Raw genomic sequence first — 18,535 nt, forward strand, 5'->3', positions numbered from 1 at the left:
CGTCGCCGGCATCCAACACCTGAGCACGAGTTTGGGCTGGCATAACGCGTCGTTATGCTTCGGGAGTCGTCCCCAGAGAGGTCTCCCTTCGTGCCCCCCACCGCTCCCCCGCGTGCGCTGACGCACCTCGACGTGCTCGAGTCCGAGTCGATCCACATCATCCGTGAGGTTGCCGCGGAGTTCGAGCGACCCGTCCTGATGTTCTCCGGCGGCAAGGACTCGATCGTCATGCTCCGGCTGGCCGAGCGCGCCTTCGCGCCCGCCCGGATCCCCTTCGGGCTGCTGCAGGTCGACACCGGCTACGACTTCCCCGAGGTCCTCGCCACCCGCGACCGCTGGGTCGAGCGTCTTGGCGTCGAGCTGCACGTCGCCTCCGTCGAGGAGGCCATCGCCGACGGCACGGTCGTCGACGACGGCAAGACCTCGCGCAACCGCCTGCAGATCGGCACGCTGCTCAACGCCATCGAGGAGCGCGGGTACACCGCAGCTTTCGGCGGCGGCCGGCGCGACGAGGAGAAGGCCCGCGCCAAGGAGCGGATCTACAGCCACCGCGACGACTTCGGTCAGTGGGACCCGAAGAACCAGCGCCCCGAGCTGTGGTCGCTCTACAACGGCCGGATCCACGAGGGCGAGCACATGCGGGTCTTCCCGCTGTCGAACTGGACCGAGCTCGACATCTGGCAGTACATCGCTCGCGAGGACCTCGACATCCCCGAGATCTACTACTCGCACCGTCGTCGGGTCTTCGAGCGCGACGGGATGCTGCTGACGGAGAGCGAGCACAACCCCCTTCGCCCCGGCGAGGAGGCCACCGAGCGGCAAGTCCGCTTCCGCACCGTCGGCGATCTCACCCTGACCGGGTGCGTCGAGTCCGACGCCGCCACCGTCGAGCAGATCATCGACGAGATCTCCATCGCGCGGCTCACCGAGCGCGGCGCCACCCGTGGCGACGACCGCTTCAGCGAGGCTGCCATGGAGGACCGCAAGAAGGAGGGCTACTTCTGATGGGTATCGACATCGAGAGCGTCACGTCGCCTCGAGGCTCCTCACACCTCGACGAGCAGGGCGACGCCCGGCCGCTTCGAGGCTCCTCGCAGAGCTCGTCGCACCTCAACGACCAAGCGGACCTCGGGATCCTGCGGGTCGCGACGGCCGGGTCCGTCGACGACGGCAAGTCCACGCTCATCGGACGGCTGCTGCTCGACAGCAAGGCGATCTTCGAGGACCAGCTCGAGGCGGTCGAGGCGACGAGCCGCGCGAAGGGTCACGACCACACCGACCTCGCGCTGCTCACAGACGGCCTGCGCAGCGAGCGTGAGCAGGGCATCACGATCGACGTCGCGTACCGGTACTTCTCGACGCCGCGTCGCAAGTTCATCCTCGCCGACACCCCCGGGCACGCCCAGTACACGCGGAACATGGTGACCGGCGCCTCGACGGCCGACCTCGGGCTCGTCCTCGTCGACGCCCGTCACGGCATCACGGAGCAGTCACGCCGGCACACCGTGCTCCTGTCGCTGCTCCAGGTCCCGCACATCACGCTCGTCGTCAACAAGATGGATCTCGTCGGCTACGACGAGTCGGTCTTCACGCAGATCCGCGACGAGTTCGAGGACTTCGCCGGCCGCCTCGACGTGCCGACAACGAGCGCCTTCCCCATCAGCGCCCTCGCCGGCGACAACGTCGTCACCCCCAGTGACGCGATGCCGTGGCACAGCGGGGGCAGCCTGCTCGACCACCTCGAGACCGTCGAGACGGCGTCGGACCTCGGCAGCGAAGGGGGCGTGCCGTCACGTTTCCCCGTGCAGTACGTCATCCGACCTCAGCAGGGTGAGTACCGGGACTACCGCGGGTATGCCGGGCGAGTGGAGGCGGGGACCTTCGAGGTCGGGCAGCAGGTCGTCGTGCTGCCGAGCGGCATGCGGACGACGATCGCCGGCATAGACGTCCTCGGCGAAGAGCTCGAGCAGGCCGTGACCTCGCAGTCCGTCGTGCTCCGGCTCGCGGACGACGTCGACGTCTCGCGCGGCGACCTCGTCGCCGGGGCCGGTGAGCACGAGCCCGAGGTGACGCGAGAGCTGACGGCCACCGTGTCGTGGATGGCGACGGGCGAGCTGCACGAGCGTCAGAAGCTGCTCCTCAAGCACACGACCCGTACCGTGCGCGCCGTCGTGCAGGGCGTGAGCTCTCGCCTCGACATCAACTCGCTCGAGCGCGACCGTGACGCGAGCACGCTCGAGCTCAACGAGATCGGCTCGGTGACGCTGCGGCTCGCTCAGCCGCTCGTCGTCGACCCATATGCCGACATCCGGTCGACCGGGTCCTTCATCCTCATCGACCCCGCCACCGGTGCGACCGTGGGCGCCGGGATGATCTCGGGTACGCACGGCGAGGACTACGCAATCTAACGCCCTTGGAAGACGCAAGGGGTCCCGCCGCAGCCGAGACCCCTTGCGTCTTCAGTCGCTCTACTTCAGACCAGTGCTGCTGTATCCCACCTCGACGACAGAGCCGGTTGGCAGCCCAGCGACTCCTTGGAGGAGCTCGACGTGGAGCATCGTGACGGTGATGCTCTTCGTGCCGGTGACCTGCTTGTTGATCGTCACCCTCGCGACCCCAGGCACGTTGACGACTGAGTTCGGCTTGAGGTTGGCGCTCGCGACAGACTTGCCGCCGATCTTCAGCCCGGCGAAGGTCGAGGTGTTCGACCGGTAGAACTGGCCGGTCGACCGTGAGCGCGAGGTCGTCGTCTCCGCCTTGATCGCGTCGGCGGAGATGAGGCCGCCGAGCACACGAGGCGATGCGGTCGTGTTCGTCACCCTGGAGTAGGTGCGAGAGGTATCGGTCTTGCCGACCGCCGTGGTCGTCGTCGTACCAGAGCTGGCGAGCAGCGGGATGTTGACGGCAGCGACATCAGTGGTTCTCGTGCCGCCACCGCAGGGCAGGTTCTGCAAGGCGGTCGGACTCGAGGTCACGGCCCCATTCAAGGCCCGGACCCGGGTGCTGAACCCGGTGCCGGAGTAGAAGAGGTTGTCCGGGAGGTCCTGGACCGCCGCCGTTGCCGACGCGATCTGGATGGTCGACCCTGTCGCGAGACCGAGAGGGTTACCGGGCAGGACCTTGATGATGAGGCCTGTTGTCTTCGCCGTGTACGCCCCGGTGGAACTCTTGGTGCGCGACTGCTGATTGACGGTGACGTCGGCGACACCCGCGATGGTGATCTTGGAGTTCTTGGCGACGTTCGCCGAGATGCTCCTGCCACCGATCTTGAGATTGGTGAAGGTCATCGTGTTGACCCCGCTGCGAGTGCCGTCCGACTTGGCGTAGGCCGACGAGTTCGTCTTGATCGCGTCGGCGGTGATCCTGCCGCCGAGCAGGTTGACCTTGCCGACTTGCGACTGGGTGTTGGTGCGCTTGTAGGTGCTGGTCTCGGTCGTCCTCGCCAGCGTCGTGACGGCACCGGTCTTGCCGACTACAGGGATCGAGATGCCAGCGATGGACCCCGTGCTGCTCAGCCCTCCCTGCCGAGTGCAGCCCACCGAGGCCTTGGCCGTCGCCCCGGACGTCACCTTCCCGTTGAGCAGGTTGACCTGGGAGCCGTAGGCGACGCCCGAGTAGGCCACGCCCGGTTTCGTCGTGCTCGCGGCCACCTCACGCGCAGTGCTCGCTGGCGCCGCCGTAGCCGGTGGCGCTGCAAGCACAACCGTCGCGCCGATGGTGATGAATACCCCTGCAATCCTCATGAGAGCCCCTTCTCTGAGTCCCTGCCACGTCAGCAGGGCTGACACGCGAGAGGGTAGTGACGCCAGTCATGCGGTCCGCACGGTGCAAACTTCAGGGTTCCGTCTGAAGGTCTTAAAGACTTGGTCAAGACGCGCTCTGAGCTCGTCCTCAGAGGTCATTCCGAGGCCCGAGCCATAGGGCTCTTCGCACCTCGATCAACGAAGGCTGCGTTGGTTTCGAGGCTCGTCGCAGAGCTCCTCACACCTCAACCACCGACTGACCGTTCGTCGACAACCTATCGACTGTTCGAACACCTGTTCGATAGCATGGGGTCATGGCGACGATGCCGCAGCTCCTCGACCCGGGCACCCCGGGCCAGAGCCGCGTGCCAGCCCTGCTCGACCAGGCCCACGCCGTCATCGACAGCCTCCAAGAGGCGATCGCCGCCGACCAGCGCACCGCTGGGCGGGCGCTGCGTGCTGATCTCGTCGAGGTCGAGCGCCTGGCCCGACGCGTCGAGGCCGCACGGCTGCGCCTGGTCGCCCGCGCGGACACCGTGCGGGTCGCTGAGCGCACCGGGCACACCGACACCGGGGCCTGGGTCGCCCAGTCCACCAACGGCGACCGACGCCCCGCCTCACGAGACGTGCGCCTCGCCACCGCCCTGACCGCACCCAGCACGCCGCCCCCGGATGACTCCCCTGATCAGACCCCGATCGGCCTCACCCTCGTCGGCTCCGTCTCCCCCAGCACCCCGTCGGCACCGCCGCAGGCCGAGCTGGCCCGCACCGCCGCCGCCCTCGACGACGGGCGGATCAGCGCCGACCACGCCCGCGTCATCACCAACGCCATGGCCGACCTGCCCGACACCCTCACCCCCGAGCAGCGCCACGCCTGCGAGGCCGAGCTGCTGCTGCTCGCGGTCAACCGAGCACCGGCCAAGCTGCGGATCGCCGCCAGGCGCGTCCTCGAAGCCGTCGAACCCGACGAGGACGTCGTCGACGCCCACGAGGATGGCGTCCTCGCCGCCGAAGAAGCCCACGCCCGCGACGAGTCGGCCTTCTGGATCCGCGACAACCACGACGGCACCATGACCGGGCACTTCACCGTCCCCTGGGCCGCCGGCGCCATCCTCGGCAAGGTCATCGACGCCATGACCGCACCCCGCCGCCGCACCCAGCCCGGTTCGGACGCCGTGATCACCGAACCCAGCGACCTCGCGCGCCTCACCGGCGACACCCGCGTCGACGAGCTCGACTGGCAGCACCGCCGCGGCCTGGCCTTCGCCGACCTCCTCAGCCGGATCCCCACCGACCACCTCTCCCGCAAGGTCGCCGCCACCCTCCTGGTCACCACCCGACTCGACGACCTCACCGGCGACCTGCGCCGTGCCGGGAGCACCGACGCCGGCGACCACCTCGACGCCGGCACCATCCGTCGCATGGCCTGCGCCGCCGGGATCATCCCCGTCGTCCTCGGCGGGCCCTCACAGCCCCTCGACCTCGCCCGCCAGAAGCGCCTCTTCACCGAAGCCCAAGCCCTCGCCCTGTCCCTGCGCTACGACACCTGCGCCGCGCACGGGTGCGAACGGCCTTTCGCGTGGACCGAGATCCATCACCTCCACGCCTGGCGAGACGGCGGGCTGACCGACCTGCTCAACGCCATCCCCCTATGCGGCTACCACCACCGCATGATCGACGGACCCGACTGGCAGCACACCACCCACCGCGCACCCGACGACACCGTGACGATCCGCTTTCATCGGCGCACGTGAGCGGGCCGGCGGTGCGCGGGTCGGGATTATGCGGGTCGGGTCCCGGCACGTGATCGTTTCGACGCCGAAACGCATCTGAACTGAGACTCGACAGACGGTGCCGTGGGTCACATGTGCGCCAATACCTTTCTCGCACAGGCCCCGTCGCCCCCTCGGTGTGGCCTGCCCCCCCCGCCCGCCTCGCGCTGAGGAGCGTGCTGTGCGAATGACGCAACCCCCTACCCCCGCCCATCTGCTGCGTCGAACGGCCGGTCTCGTCGCCGCCGTCGCCGCCGCCGGACTGGTCGTCACGGCGACCACCGCAGCGCCACACGCCGAGGCCTCGTCCTCGACAGCTGCCGGGTCGAAGCCCACCCCCGCACCGACGGGCACCAGCAAGCCCAAGACCACCGCCAAGCCGAAGAGCACCGCCAAGCCCGCACCGACGAGCAAGCCCAAGACGACCGCAAAGCCCAAGAGCACCGCGAAGCCGAAGACCACCGCGAAGCCGAAGCCGACGAGCACGCCGAAGCCGACCGCCAAGCCCAAGTCCACGAGCACCCCGAAACCAACCGCCAAGCCGACGGCGACATCCCCTTCGCCCGCCGTCATCTCCGCCCCCGCGGCCGGCACGACGAACCCCCGACCAGCCCTCGGCGTGCAGTACCACGGCATGTGGTCGGACCAGACGCCGGCGATGCGCGCGAAGGTCCTCGACCAGCTCGTCGCCAACGGCTCCGAGTGGGTCCGCATCGACGTCTCCTGGGCGATGATCGAGCCCAAGCACCAGCAGTACGACATGCAGTGGGGAGTCCCCTTCGTCGACACCGTGCTCAAGGAGGTCGAGGACCGGGGCCTCAAGGCCATGGTGACCTTCTGGCTCACGCCCGACTGGGCCAGCTACGGCAAGGGCGAGCGCTACGCACCGCGCTACCCGACCGCCTACGGCCGCGCGGCCGGCTGGGCCGCCAAGCGGTGGGGCCACACGGTCGACGCGTGGGAGATGTGGAACGAGCAGAACCACCCCGACTTCTTCACCACGGCCGACCCGGTCGCGTACACGAAGATGCTCTGCTCGGCCTACACCGAGGTCAAGAAGGCCGACACGAGCCCCGTCGTCTACGGCGGGCTGCAGTACAACGACGCGGCCTTCGTCAAGAAGACCTACACGGCCGGGGCGAAGGGGTGCTTCGACATCCTCGCGACCCACCCGTACTCGGCGCCCTCGGACTTCTCCCCATCCCGCGACGGCGGGGCTCCCTGGGGCGTGACCCGGGTGCGTGACGTGCGCGCCGTCATGGTCGCCCAGGGCGACGCGGCCAAGCCCATCTGGTTCACCGAGCTCGGCTGGTCGACCGGGCAGATCCCCAACCCGCAGCCCTGGCAGCGGGCGGTGAGCGAGGCCACTCAGGCCGACTTCCTCGAGGAGACGGTGGCGCTCACCCGCAGCACCTATCCCTACGTCAAGGGCATCATCTGGTTCCGCGAGCGGGACCGCACCGGCGGCAACCCCTACGAGGACGGGTACGGCCTCATGCGGGCCGATCTCACCCCGAAGCCGGCCCTCGCCCGGCTCAAGGCGGTGGCCTCCTCCTGACGCGCTTCTTGACCATCTCTTGACGATTTGCTGACCAACCCTGGACAAACGGTGATTGAAGGATCACCCTCATGGCACGATGCACCTTGGATTACTCGGGGGTAACGAGCCGTAGGGGGCTGGGTCATGGGGGCAGGTCTAGGCACGACGGAGGCCGCGCGCGCGACGGCGCACGCGCCGACACCGCCGACGGTGCGCACGGGTGATCTCGCCGAGCTCGGTGAGCCGGTCGCCCGGCTCCACGACCTCGCCGGGGTCCCCCTGCGCACCCACGCGCGCGACCTGCTCGCGTGGGCCCGGACCGTCGGGCAGGACGTCACCGTCGTGCTCGTCGAGGACGAGACGGGCGCGCCCGTCGCGGCCGCGCTGCTCGAGGTGCGCGTGCGCCGGACCCCGGTCGGGTCCCTCGTCTCTGCCCGGCTTGCCGGGCATGCCACCCTCGACCACCAGCGCCTCGTGGCCCTCGACGACGAGGCCACCCGAGCGCTCGCCGGGGGCATCCACGACCTGCTCGCCGGGCACACAGCATGGCGCTGCGAGCTCGAGCTGCTGCCCGTCGGCGACCCGGTGGTCGCCGAGCTGGCACGGCTCTCCCCCTTCGCACAGACCACGGCGGACGACCCGACCCCGCAGGTGATCTGGCCGACCGAGCGCACCGAGCGCACGTGGGCGGCGAAGAAGACGCGCCAGCGCACCCGTACCGCGCAGCGCCGGGCCGACGAGAGCGGGCGCGACTGGTCGGTGACCCGTGCCACCGAGGCGAGCGAGGTGCTCGCCGCGCTGCCGGCGACCCTCGACCTGCGTCTCGAGCGCGAGCTAGAGCTGGGGCGCAGCGACTCGCTCGCCGACACCCGCCAGCGGGCCGCCCACGTCGAGCTCTCCGAGAGCCTCGCCGCGCGCGGCGTGCTCGAGCTGTGGCAGCTGCACGTCGACGGGATGCTCGGGGCCTACCTGCTCGCGGCGCGCGACGGCAACATGATCCGGCTCGTCGACGGGCGGATCCACCCCGACGCCGAGGACCTCTCGCCGGGCGTCATCCTGCACGGGCACGCCCTGCAGGCCTGGCACGCCGACCCCAGCATCGTCGGGGTCGACCTCGGTCGGGGGCTGACGAACTTCAAGCGCTCGCTGCGCACGCAGGACATCGACTCCGAGGCCATCGTGCTGTGGTCGCACCCGGCGCTGGCGCGGCTGGAGCAGCAGCGTGCCGCGGCGGTCGAGGGTGCCCGGTCGGCGCTGCGCGCCGCCCGCGACCACTCCCCCGCTGTCGCACGGGCCGTGCACGCCGGGCGCCGCGCCCAGACCTGGGCCCGCGCCCGCCGCCCCGCCGTCACGGGTGGGAGCGCAGCACACCGGGACGTGTCGTGAAGCGCGGCGGCGAGCGCGAGCTCGTCGGCGGGGGTGGCGGCGGCGCCACGGCGGTGTCGGCCCCGGTGCCGGCGGCTCGGGTCGCGGCCGAGCGGATCCGCTCGCGGCGCCGGCGCGGGTGGATGCGGGCGGTCGACGTCACCGTGCTCGCGCTGCTCGTCGCGGCCGATCTCGCGGTGCCGGTCTTCGCGCTCGTGGCGCACCCCGACCAGTGGCTCTCGGCGATCGGGCTGGCGCTCGGCATCCTCGCCATCGGCAGCTGGGCGGGCCTGTACCGCCGGCGCTTCCACAACAGCGTGCTCGACGAGCTGCCGTGGATCCTCGTGGCCGGCGCGGTCGGCGTCGGGGCCGCGGCGGTGCTGCCGCTGCTCGTCGGCGAGCCCACCCCGGACCGGCTGCGGGCCGTCCTGCTCGAGCTCGCGATCGCGCTGCCGCTCGGGCGCGGGCTCGTCTACGCCGGGCTGCGCTGGTGGGTCGGGGGGCACCCGGCGCGCCAGACCCGGGTGCTCGTCGTCGGCGAGGACGACAGGGCGACGCAGCTCATCGAGCGCATCGAGTCCCACCCCGGTGAGGGCGTCGTCATCGCGGGGGCGGTGGCGGACGGCGAGCCGGCGACCCCGGAGGTCGAGGTGCTCGGCGGGGTCTCCGACCTCACCGACGTCGTGCAGCGGCGCCGGATCGACGCGGTGATCCTCACCGACGCGAGCGCGCCGGAGTGGCGGCTCGCGCACTCGCTGCGGCGGCTGCCACGCCGGCTCAAGGTGCTCACCGTGCCGGCCGGGTACAGCCTGCGGCTGCGCGGCGGGCGGGTGAGCGACCAGCTGTGGGACATCCCGGTGCTGCCGGTGACGCCCGGTCCGCTCAGCGGGCCCGGGTGGTGGGCCAAGCGGGCCTTCGACGTCGTCGTCGCCGGCACCGCCCTGCTCGTGCTCTCGCCGCTCCTGCTCGTCGTCGCCCTCGCGGTGCGCCTCGAGATCGGGCGGGGCGTGATCTTCCGCCAGGAGCGCATCGGGCGCGACGGTCACCCCTTCGTGCTGTACAAGTTCACCTCGCTCAAGCCCACCGCCAGCCGTGAGGCGGAGACGACGTGGAGCATCGCGCACGACGACCGGGTCGGACCGGTCGGGCGCTTTATCCGGGCGAGCTCGGTCGACGAGCTGCCCCAGCTGGTCAACGTGCTGCGCGGGGACATGAGCATCGTCGGGCCGCGACCCGAGCGTCCGCACTTCGTCGAGCAGTACGCCGACCTCTACCCCGGGTACGAGGACCGCCACCGGGTGCCCGTCGGGCTCACCGGGTACGCGGCGGTCAACGGGCTGCGCGGCGACACCTCGATCTCCGACCGAGCCAGCTTCGACAACAGCTACATCGACAACTGGTCGATGTGGGAGGACGTGAAGATCATCGTCAGGACAGTCCGCAGCGTCATCGGTCGTCATGGTCGCTGAGGCCGCCGTCACCCAGGAGACCCAGGGCACGCGCCTGCGGGTGTGCGTCGTGCTGCCCTCGGCCACCCGTGGGGGCGCCGAGATCTGGCAGGAGCGGCTCGCCGCCGCCGGCTCGCGCGTCGACCTCGAGGTCGTCGCGCTCGCCGAGGGCGACGCGGCCGCGCAGTGGCGCCGCTTCGGCGTGCCCGTCACGGTCGTGCCCACGGGCGCCCGGGCGAAGGGGGCGCCCCGCACCGTCGCTCGGGTGGCCGCGCAGTTGCGTCGCAGCCGTCCGGACCTCGTGCTCGGGCACGGGGTCAAGGCCGGGCTCGTCGCCGCAGCCGCCGGGGCGATGTCGGGGACGCGCTCGGCGTGGGTGCGCCACGACGACTCCTTCGAGGGCGGGCTCGTGCGGCTGCTCGACACGCTCGTCGACGGCCGGGTGAGCTCGGCGCAGCGGCTGACGACCGGTCGGCCGGCGGGTCTCGTCGTGCCGCCGCCGCTGCCGACGGGCGCGGTGGGTCGCGCCGAGGCGACGGCCCGGCTCGGGCTGGTCGACGACGGGCTGCTCCGGGTCGCGATGGCGACCCGGCTCGCGCCGTACAAGGGGGTCGACGACGCGATCCGGGCGCTCGCGCAGGTCGGCGGGTGGGCCCTGCACGTCTACGGGGTGGCCGACGCGGCGTACCCGGGCGAGCGCGGGCGGCTCGTCGCTCTCGCGGAGGGCCTCGGGGTCGCCGGGCGGGTGCACCTGCACGACCCGGTCGACGGCATCGGCTCGCTCCTCGCCGCGCACGACGCGCTGGCCGTGCTCACCCGCGCCGACCGCGACGCCCGGGTGACGGGCGAGTCGCACAGCATGGCGGCGCACGAGGCGCTCGCGTGCGGCGTGCCGGTCCTCGCGACCCCGCCGCTCGAGCAGACCCTCGGCGAGGGCTGCCTCGCCGTGCCCGCCGGCGACCCGGCGGCCGTGGCCGCCGCGCTCGTCGGGCTGACTGACGCCGCCGTCCGCGCCCGGGTGGGCGCTGCCGGTCGGGAGGTCGTCGCGGGCGAGGACCCGCAGGCCGCTGCCGAGGCTCTCGAGCGCCACCTGGCGGCGGTCGCCCTTCGTCCCGGTGCGGGCCGCGTCGACGGTCCCCCGGTCTCGGTCATCACCACCGTCCTCGGCGAGGCCGAGGGGCTGGGCACGCTGCTCGACCAGCTGCGCCCCCAGCTCGGGCCGGACGACGAGGTCGTCGTCGTCGACGGCGGGTCGCGCGACGCGACCGTCGACGTCGCCCGGGCGCACGCGCAGGAGGACCCGCGGGTCACCGTCGTCGTCTCGCCCGGCGCGGGCATCTCGGCCGGGCGCAACATCGGCATCGAGCGCGCCCGGCACGACCTCGTCGCGTGCACCGACGTCGGCTGCGAGCCGGCGACGGGGTGGCTGACCTCCCTTCGCCGGGCGGCCGCGGACCACCCGGGTGCGCTGCTCACCGGGGTCTACGACGTCACCGCGACGACGCCGCTGCAGCGCGCGCTCGCCGTCACCGGGTACCCCGTCGTCGAGGAGTCGACGCACCCGACGCCGCTCACGCGGCTGCACGGGCGGCTCTTCGGGCGCGCCTTCGACCCGACGATGCCGACCGGGCGCTCGATGGCGCTGCACCGGGACGCGTGGCGCGAGGTCGGCGGCTTCCCCGAGCACCTCGCGACCGGTGAGGACGTGACCTTCGGTCGGGCGGTCGCGCAGCGTCGGCCGGCGGTGCTCGTCACCGACGCGCTCGTCACGTGGGAGCAGCGCCCGACCCTGCGCAGCACGCTGCGGATGTACTACCGCTACGGGCAGGGGTCGGGGCACTCGCGCGACGCGCTGCTCCTCGCCCGTGACGCGGTGCGCGCCCTCGCCTACCCGGTCGGGGTCGCGCTCGTCGCGCGCGGTGGTGCCGCGCGGGGGCTCGCGCTGGCCGCGGGCGCGATCTACCTCAGCGTCCCCGCCCTGCGCGCGGCCCACGGGCCGCAGCCGGTGCGCACCACCCTGCTCGTCGCGCCGGTGAGCGCGCTGCGTGACGGGGCGAAGGTCCTCGGCGCGGTCGACGGCCTGCGCCACCCCCCGGACGGGGACGCGTGACCCGACAGGCAGAGGCACGTCGGATGACCCGGGCAGCCGTGACGCTCAGCGTCGGCGAGGTGCTCGGCAAGCTGGCGACCCTGCTCATGCTCGGGCTGCTCGCCCGGGCGCTCGGGGTGGCCGACTTCGGCGCCTTCTCCTTCGGTCTCGGTCTCGGGCTGCTCCTCGCATCGGCGACGACGCTCGGGCTCGACCAGCGTCTCGTCCAGCTCACGGGCGGCGATCCGCCGAGCCTGTCCGCGCGGCTGTCCTCGCTGCTCGCCGTGCGGCTCTCGCTCGCAGCGGCGGTCGTCGTGCTCAGCGCGGTCGTGCTGCCGCTCGCCGTCGCCGACGACGTGCGCTGGCACGTCACCCTCGCCCTCGTCGCGGCGGCGTGCTGCGACGGGGTGACCGAGGCCTTCCGCTCGGCGGCGAGCGCGCGGCACGTGCAGGGCGGTCCGGCGGTGGTCCTCGTCGTCCAGCGCTTCCTCGCGCTCGGGCTCGTCGTCGCCGCGGTCGAGCTCGGCGGGGGCATCACGGGGGCGGCGGTGGGCTACCTCGCGGCGTCGGTCGTCGGGGTGGTGCTCATGGCGCTCGTCGCGCGGGTGCGGGCCGACGTGCGGCCGTCGCCCGCGGCCGTGACGCGGGGGCACGTGCGCGACTACGTGGTCGCGGTGCGGGTGACGGGGCTCAACGACCTCGTCTCGATGGCGCTCTTCCGCATCGACGTCGTCATCATCGCCTGGCTCGCGGGCACCGTGGCCGTCGGCTACTACACGGCGGCCTACCGCCTGCTCGAGACCGTGCTCTTCATCAGCTGGTCGATTGCGCGCGTCATCCTGCCGGCCCTGGCCGACACCTCGCTGCGGGCGGTGGAGCGCTCGCGGACGGTCGCGACGGCGCTCGTCGTCGTCACCGCGGTGTACCTGCCGTACACCGCGCTGCTGCTCACCCGGGGCGAGGAGCTCGTCGCGCTGCTCTTCGGCGAGGACTTCGGGTCGCGGGCGATCATCCTGTGGCTCGCCCCGGCGCCGCTCTTCTTCGGGGTCGCGCAGGTGGCGCTCATCGCCCTGCTCGCCCTGCGGCCGGACCCGGCCGTGCTGCTCGCGAGCACCCTCGCCCTCGTGACGAACGTCGCGCTCGACGTCGCGCTCATCCCCCTCTACGGGCCGGCGGCGGCCGCGGCGGCGACCACCGCCGCGTACGCCGTGCAGGCGGTCGTCGTGGTCATCGCCCTGCGCCGACGGGTGGCGCCGGTGCACGTGCGCCGGGCGCTCGTCGTGTGCACCGGGGCGGCTGTGATCGCCGGCGCGACGATGCTGCTCCCGGTGCACGTCGTGCTCGCCGCGCTCGTCGGCGGGGTCGTCTACGTCGGGCTGTGGTGGCTGGCGAGCCGGCGCTGGGACCGACCCACCCATGACCTCGTGCGCTCGGTGCTCACGTCGGGGGCGTCATGAGCACCGTCGCGACGCGTCCGGGGCCGGTGGCCGGGGCGACGTCGCAGGGCTCGGTGGCCGGGGGCGGTCGCGAGGTGCCGACCGACCGGGCCGCCGGTGCACTCGGTGCCGTCGGCCCGGCAGCGCCGTACGCCCTGCCCGACGCGATCACCGGAGCGCTCGTCGTCCTCGCCCTCGGCGCACCGTGGGCGCCGGGGCTCGTGCTGCCGGTCAGCCTGCTCGTCGCCGTGCTGTGGGGGCTGCGTGTCGTCGACACGCGGCGGCTCGCCCTGCCCCCGCTCGTCGTCGTCGCCGCGGGCATCCCGCTCGCCCAGGCCGTCGCCGTCCCCACCGCCGTCGACCCGATGCGCTCGGCCGTGCTCACGGTGGCGAGCGCCCTCGGGTGGGCGTGCGCCGCGGCCCTGGCGACCCTGACCCCGCGCCGGCGCGCGGCGGTGCTCGGGTCGCTCGTCGTCTCGCTCCTCGTCGTAAGCGCCCAGGCGACCACGGACCTCGGCGGGCTGACCAGCCGGGCCGGCGGGTCCGTCGTCGACGGCCGGGCGCAGGGCCCCTTCGCCCAGCCCAACGAGCTCGGTGCCTACGTCGTGCTCCTGCTGCCCGTGTGCGTCGCCCTCGCCGCACGCCCGCGCAGCCGGGCGGCCCGCGCGCTCCTCGGCCTCGCCGTCGTGCCGGTGCTCGCCGCGCTCGCGCTCAGCCTGTCGCGCGGGGCGTGGATGGGCGCCGCGGCCGCGACAGCCGTGCTCGTCCTCGTGCTCCCCCGGCTCGTGCCCGCCGTCGCCATCGCCCTCGGCGGGGTGAGCACGGTCGTGCTCGGTCTCGCGCTGCTCGGCACGACCGGACCAGCGGCGGTCGTCCTGTCGCGCATCGGCTCGCTCGGCGACCCGTCGCGCTCCCCCGACGACCACCGCCCGCAGATCTGGGAGCTGGCCCTCGACGCCGCGGCGCACCGACCCGTGACCGGGGTCGGGGCCGGGGGGCTCGAGACCTGGGCGACGCGCACCGACTCCGCCCTCACCCTCGAGCCCCCGCTGCACGCGCACAGCCTCGTGCTCACCGTGCTCAGCGAGACCGGCGCTGTCGGCGCCCTCGTCCTCGTCGCCCTCGCCCTCGTGCTCCTGCACGGGCTCTGGCGAGCCGCCACGAGCACCACCTCGTGGCTCGTGGCCGCGCCGCTCGCCGGTCTCGCCGGCGCCGCCGTCCACGGCCTCATCGACATGCCGTGGCGCAACCCCGGCCTCACCGCGACCGCCTGGCTCCTCGCCGGCGCCGCGGTCCACGTCCACCGACCCCTTCGACCTCGAGCTGAGAGGCCCACCGTGACCCCCAGGACCACGCGCGCCCACGACCAGGCCGCGCCCATCTCCGAGACCACTGACCACGCACCTGAGCGGGTCGTCGAGCGGGTCGTCGAGCGCGCCCCCGAGCGGGTCGTCGACCCGACCCCGGTCCGGCGCCGCCGGGCCTGGCTGCTGCCGACCGTGCTGGCCGTCCTCGCCTCGGCGGGTCTCGTCGCCGGGTTGTACTACCTGCCGACCCAGCACGAGGCGACCGCCGTCGTCGGGCTGCGCAGCGAGGCGGCGAGCGAGGGCCAGGCGACGACCGGGCCCGACGAGCTCAAGCTCATCGCCCAGCAGTACTCGGTCGCCCTGTCCGACGAGGCCGCGGTCGACGAGCTCGTCGACGAGCTCGGCATCCCCGCGACGAGCACCGCGGAGGCGACGGTCGACCCGGAGACAACGACCGTGCGCATCGCCGCCCGCTCCGACGACCCGCAGGAGGCGAGCGACCTCGCCGACCGGATCGCGCGCAGCGCCGAGGCCCGGGCCGAGGAGGACCCGCAGGTCGTCGCGACGACGTTGTCGACGGCCAGCCCCGACCACACCCGGGTCACCCCGCCGAAGCCGCTGCTCCTCGCGTGCGGCCTGTCGGCGATCCTCGTGCTCGCCGTCGGGCTGTGGCTGCTGCGGCGGCAGCGATGAGCGGGCGCACGCCGCTGGTGCTCATGTACCACGGCATCGGCGAGGTCCCTGCGGCGTCGGACCCGGACAACCTCTACGTGCCCGAGGCGGCCTTCGCCGCCCAGCTCGACCACCTCGCCGCGCGCGGCTGGACGGTGCTCGACGAGGCGGGCTACCTCGCCGCGCTCGACGGGGCGCCGACCCCGCGGCGCTCGGTGCTCGTCACCTTCGACGACGGCTACGTCTCCGTGCTCGAGCGGGCCGCGCCACAGCTCGCACGACGCGGCATGAGCGCGATCTGCTACGTCTCGCCGGGGCTCGACGGGCAGGCGCCGCTGCCCGGGATGCCGCCGGAGTCGCGTCTCATGACGGCCGCGCAGATGCGCGAGCTGTCCGCGGCCGGTGTCGCCCTGGGGTGCCACGGGTGGGCGCACGAGTCGATGCCGGGCATGAGCACCGAGCAGCTCGAGCAGTGCACGGTCCGTGCTCGCGACGAGCTGCACTCGCTCGTCGGCGAGCGTGTCGCGACCTTCGCCTACCCCTTCGGCCACCACGACGCGGCCGCGCGAGAGGCAGTCGCCGCCGCGGGCTTCGCGTGCGCGCTCGCGACGTACGACGGGGCGGGGCGCCTCGCGATCCCCCGGGTCGACGTCAACGCGACGGACACCGCGCGGACCTTCGAGCTCAAGCTGAGCCGGGTCTACCCGCTCGCCCGGCGGGCCCTCGGCTCCGCACCCGCGGTGCGCCGCGCCGCTCACCGAGTCCTCGGCCACGCGGCGAGGTCGTGATGCGCCGGATCCTCCACGTCACCGACTGCTACAGCACCGGCGTCGGGCGGGCCATCGACACCGTCGTGTCGCTGACGCCCGAGCACGAGCACCACCTGCTGTGGGCCGGCGAGGACGACCCGAGCGGGGTGGGCTTCGCGAGCACGCACCCGCTGCCCCGCGGGCTGCCCCAGCGGGTGCGGGCGGTGCGCGAGAGCGTCGCGCGGACCGGCAGCGAGATCGTCCACGCCCACTCGAGCCGGGCCGGGGTCTACGCCCGCCTCACCGGTCTCGACGCCCGCGTGCTCTACCAGCCGCACGCCTACAAGCTGCTCGACCCGGCGCTGCCCGCTCCCGCCCGGGCCGCCGTCGCCCTCGTCGAGCGCGCGCTCGGCCCGCGCACCGACACCGTCGTCGTGCTGTCGGAGGAGGAGCGCGCCCTCGCCGCGCGGCTCACCCCCTCGGCCGCGAAGGTGCTCGTGCCCAACGTGCCGAGCCTGGCCCGACCGGCCCCGGTCGTCACCGACCCGGGCCGCACGGGGCCGCCGCCGCGCACCGTCGTCATGTCGGGGCGGGTCAGCGCGCAGAAGGACCCCGAGTACCTCGTCGCCGTCGCCACCCGGCTGCGCGAGCTCGACCCCGGGGTGTCGGTGCGCTGGCTCGGGAGCCCCGACGACGCCCGCCTCGCGGCGCGGCTGCGCGCGGCCGGGGTGGAGGTCACCGGGTGGCTGCAGGCCGACGAGCTCACCGCCGCCCTGCGCGACGCCGGGGTCTACCTGCACAGCGCCGCGTACGAGGGCTTCCCGCTCAGCGTGCTCGACGCCGCCGCGTGCGGGCTGCCGGTGCTCGTGCGCGACATCTCGGCCTTCGCCGGGACGCCGCTCGTGCGGGTCGCCGGTCCCGAGGACGCGACGACCCGCGTGCTCGAGGTGCTGCGCGGGGGCGAGGCCTGGCAGGCCGCGGTCGCCGGTGGCCGCGACCTCCTCGCGTCGATGGACCCCGCCGTGCAGCGGGCGCGTCTCACCGATCTCTACGGCTGAGGGACTCGCCCTTCGAGGCTCGTTGGCGCTCGCACCTCAGGGAGCGAAGGGGGCTCGGCGCAGGACAGACGAAGGGGGCGGTGCCGGGTCGCCCGGCACCGCCCCCTTCGACGTCCCGTCCTCGGTCAGCCCGCGTGGGCGGCGACGGCGGCGGCGACCGCCTCGGCGACGCCGTCCTGGAAGACCGGCGGGATGATGAGGTCGGCGCGCGGCTCGGGGACGAGGTCGGCGATGGCCTGGGCCGCCGCGAGCTTCATCTCCTCGGTGATCTGCACTCCGCCCGCGTCGAGCGCCCCGCGGAAGATGCCGGGGAAGGCGAGGACGTTGTTGATCTGGTTCGGGTAGTCGCTGCGACCGGTGGCGACGACCGACGCGTAGCGGTGGGCGACGTCGGGGTGCACCTCGGGCGTGGGGTTGGCCAGCGCGAAGATGATCGGACCCTCCGCCATCGAGGCCACCTGCTCCTCGGGCACCGTGCCGCCGGAGACCCCGACGTAGACGTCGGCGCCGACGAGGGCGTCGCCGAGCGAGCCGGTGAGGCCGCGCGGGTTGGTCTGCTCCGCGAGGCGCTGCTTGTGGGCGACGAGGTCGGTGCGACCGGGCTCGATGATGCCGCGCGAGTCGGCGACGATCACGTCCTCGACACCGGCGAGCTGGAAGAGGTCGCTCACGGCGACCCCCGCCGCCCCCGCGCCGCCAATGACGACGCGCAGCGAGGACAGATCGCGGCCGACGACGCGGCAGGCGTTGATGAGACCGGCGAGCGCGACGATCGCCGTGCCGTGCTGGTCGTCGTGGAAGACGGGGATGTCGAGGCGCTCGCGCAGCCGGCGCTCGATGTCGAAGCAGCGCGGCGCCGAGATGTCCTCGAGGTTGATCCCGCCGAAGGACGGGGCCATCCGGGCGATGGCGTCGACGAGCTCGTCGACCGAGCCCGACTCGATGGTGATCGGCACGGCGTCGACCCCGGCGAAGTGCTTGAAGAGCACCGCCTTGCCCTCCATGACCGGCATCGCGCCGAGGGGGCCGATGTCGCCCAGGCCGAGCACCGCGGTGCCGTCGGAGATGACGGCGACGGTGTTGTTGCGGGCGGTGAAGCGGCGGGAGAGCGAGGGGTCCTGCGCGATCGCGAGGCACACGTCGGCGACACCGGGGGTGTACAGCAGCGACAGGTCCTCGAAGCCGCGCAGCGGCTTCGTCGCCCGTACCTCGACCTTGCCGCCCTCGTGCGCGGCGAAGGCGGGCGCCGTGAGGTCGTAGGAGGTGGTCTGCTCGGGCTGGCTCACGCGAGCGATCCTCGCACAGGGGGCGAAGGGGTGGGCAGGCCGTCCGGGCGTGGTGTCGGCCTCATCTGCC

At 73.3% G+C, this 18,535-nt stretch carries 13 protein-coding genes; 11 read left to right on the forward strand and 2 right to left on the reverse strand.

The genetic code is table 11. The features are described 5' to 3' along the window. Nucleotides 1–90 precede the first annotated feature (90 nt). Both cysD and ABIB53_RS02920 read left to right on the forward strand, forming a co-directional pair. Nucleotides 91–1,005, forward strand: a complete 915-nt coding sequence (gene cysD, locus ABIB53_RS02915) for a sulfate adenylyltransferase subunit CysD (RefSeq protein WP_354587053.1) — start codon at nucleotides 91–93, stop codon at nucleotides 1,003–1,005. Then, a complete protein-coding gene (locus ABIB53_RS02920; protein WP_354587054.1) occupies nucleotides 1,005–2,408 on the forward strand; it encodes a sulfate adenylyltransferase subunit 1 in 1,404 nt (467 codons plus the stop codon). The genes cysD and ABIB53_RS02920 overlap by 1 nt, the downstream gene beginning before the upstream one ends. A 60-nt stretch (nucleotides 2,409–2,468) precedes the next feature. Here ABIB53_RS02920 and ABIB53_RS02925 read toward each other — a convergent pair whose 3' ends face one another. Then, nucleotides 2,469–3,743: a choice-of-anchor P family protein gene (locus ABIB53_RS02925; protein ID WP_354587055.1), complete on the reverse strand. Its 1,275-nt coding sequence runs from the start codon at nucleotides 3,741–3,743 to the stop codon at nucleotides 2,469–2,471. Between the two features lie 314 nt (nucleotides 3,744–4,057). On the opposite strand from ABIB53_RS02925, the gene ABIB53_RS02930 reads away from it, so the two are divergent. The 9 genes from ABIB53_RS02930 (at nucleotide 4,058) to ABIB53_RS02970 (ending at nucleotide 17,179) form a co-directional block, all read left to right on the forward strand. Then, a complete protein-coding gene (locus ABIB53_RS02930) occupies nucleotides 4,058–5,497 on the forward strand; it encodes an HNH endonuclease signature motif containing protein (protein ID WP_354587056.1) in 1,440 nt (479 codons plus the stop codon). A gap of 205 nt (nucleotides 5,498–5,702) precedes the next feature. Beyond that, a complete protein-coding gene (locus ABIB53_RS02935) occupies nucleotides 5,703–7,073 on the forward strand; it encodes a glycoside hydrolase 5 family protein (protein ID WP_354587057.1) in 1,371 nt (456 codons plus the stop codon). 126 nt (nucleotides 7,074–7,199) lie between these two features. Next, nucleotides 7,200–8,441, forward strand: coding sequence for a GNAT family N-acetyltransferase (locus ABIB53_RS02940; RefSeq protein ID WP_354587058.1), 1,242 nt, complete (start codon nucleotides 7,200–7,202; stop codon nucleotides 8,439–8,441). Then, entirely contained in the window at nucleotides 8,438–9,889 is a 1,452-nt protein-coding gene (locus ABIB53_RS02945) for a sugar transferase (RefSeq protein ID WP_354587059.1), read from the forward strand. The genes ABIB53_RS02940 and ABIB53_RS02945 overlap by 4 nt, the downstream gene beginning before the upstream one ends. Further along, nucleotides 9,879–11,978: a glycosyltransferase gene (locus ABIB53_RS02950; protein WP_354587060.1), complete on the forward strand. Its 2,100-nt coding sequence runs from the start codon at nucleotides 9,879–9,881 to the stop codon at nucleotides 11,976–11,978. The genes ABIB53_RS02945 and ABIB53_RS02950 overlap by 11 nt, the downstream gene beginning before the upstream one ends. A 23-nt stretch (nucleotides 11,979–12,001) precedes the next feature. Continuing rightward, entirely contained in the window at nucleotides 12,002–13,414 is a 1,413-nt protein-coding gene (locus ABIB53_RS02955) for an oligosaccharide flippase family protein (protein WP_354587061.1), read from the forward strand. Then, entirely contained in the window at nucleotides 13,411–15,393 is a 1,983-nt protein-coding gene (locus ABIB53_RS02960; RefSeq protein WP_354587062.1) for an O-antigen ligase family protein, read from the forward strand. The genes ABIB53_RS02955 and ABIB53_RS02960 overlap by 4 nt, the downstream gene beginning before the upstream one ends. Further along, nucleotides 15,390–16,160, forward strand: a complete 771-nt coding sequence (locus tag ABIB53_RS02965; protein WP_354587063.1) for a polysaccharide deacetylase family protein — start codon at nucleotides 15,390–15,392, stop codon at nucleotides 16,158–16,160. The genes ABIB53_RS02960 and ABIB53_RS02965 overlap by 4 nt, the downstream gene beginning before the upstream one ends. Beyond that, the gene (locus ABIB53_RS02970) at nucleotides 16,160–17,179 is read left to right on the forward strand and encodes a glycosyltransferase family 4 protein (protein WP_354587064.1); all 1,020 of its coding nucleotides are present in this window, start codon (nucleotides 16,160–16,162) and stop codon (nucleotides 17,177–17,179) included. Before ABIB53_RS02965 ends, ABIB53_RS02970 begins: the two co-directional genes overlap by 1 nt. A gap of 125 nt (nucleotides 17,180–17,304) precedes the next feature. On the opposite strand, the gene ABIB53_RS02975 is transcribed toward ABIB53_RS02970, so the two are convergent. Further along, nucleotides 17,305–18,465 (reverse strand): NAD(P)-dependent malic enzyme, encoded by a 1,161-nt coding sequence (locus ABIB53_RS02975; protein ID WP_123092104.1) that lies wholly within the window; start codon nucleotides 18,463–18,465, stop codon nucleotides 17,305–17,307. Between the last annotated feature and the right edge of the window lie 70 nt (nucleotides 18,466–18,535).

The organism is Janibacter sp. UYMM211 (genome assembly GCF_040547045.1).
In the GTDB taxonomy this organism is placed as follows: Bacteria; Actinomycetota; Actinomycetes; order Actinomycetales; family Dermatophilaceae; genus Marihabitans; species Marihabitans melonis.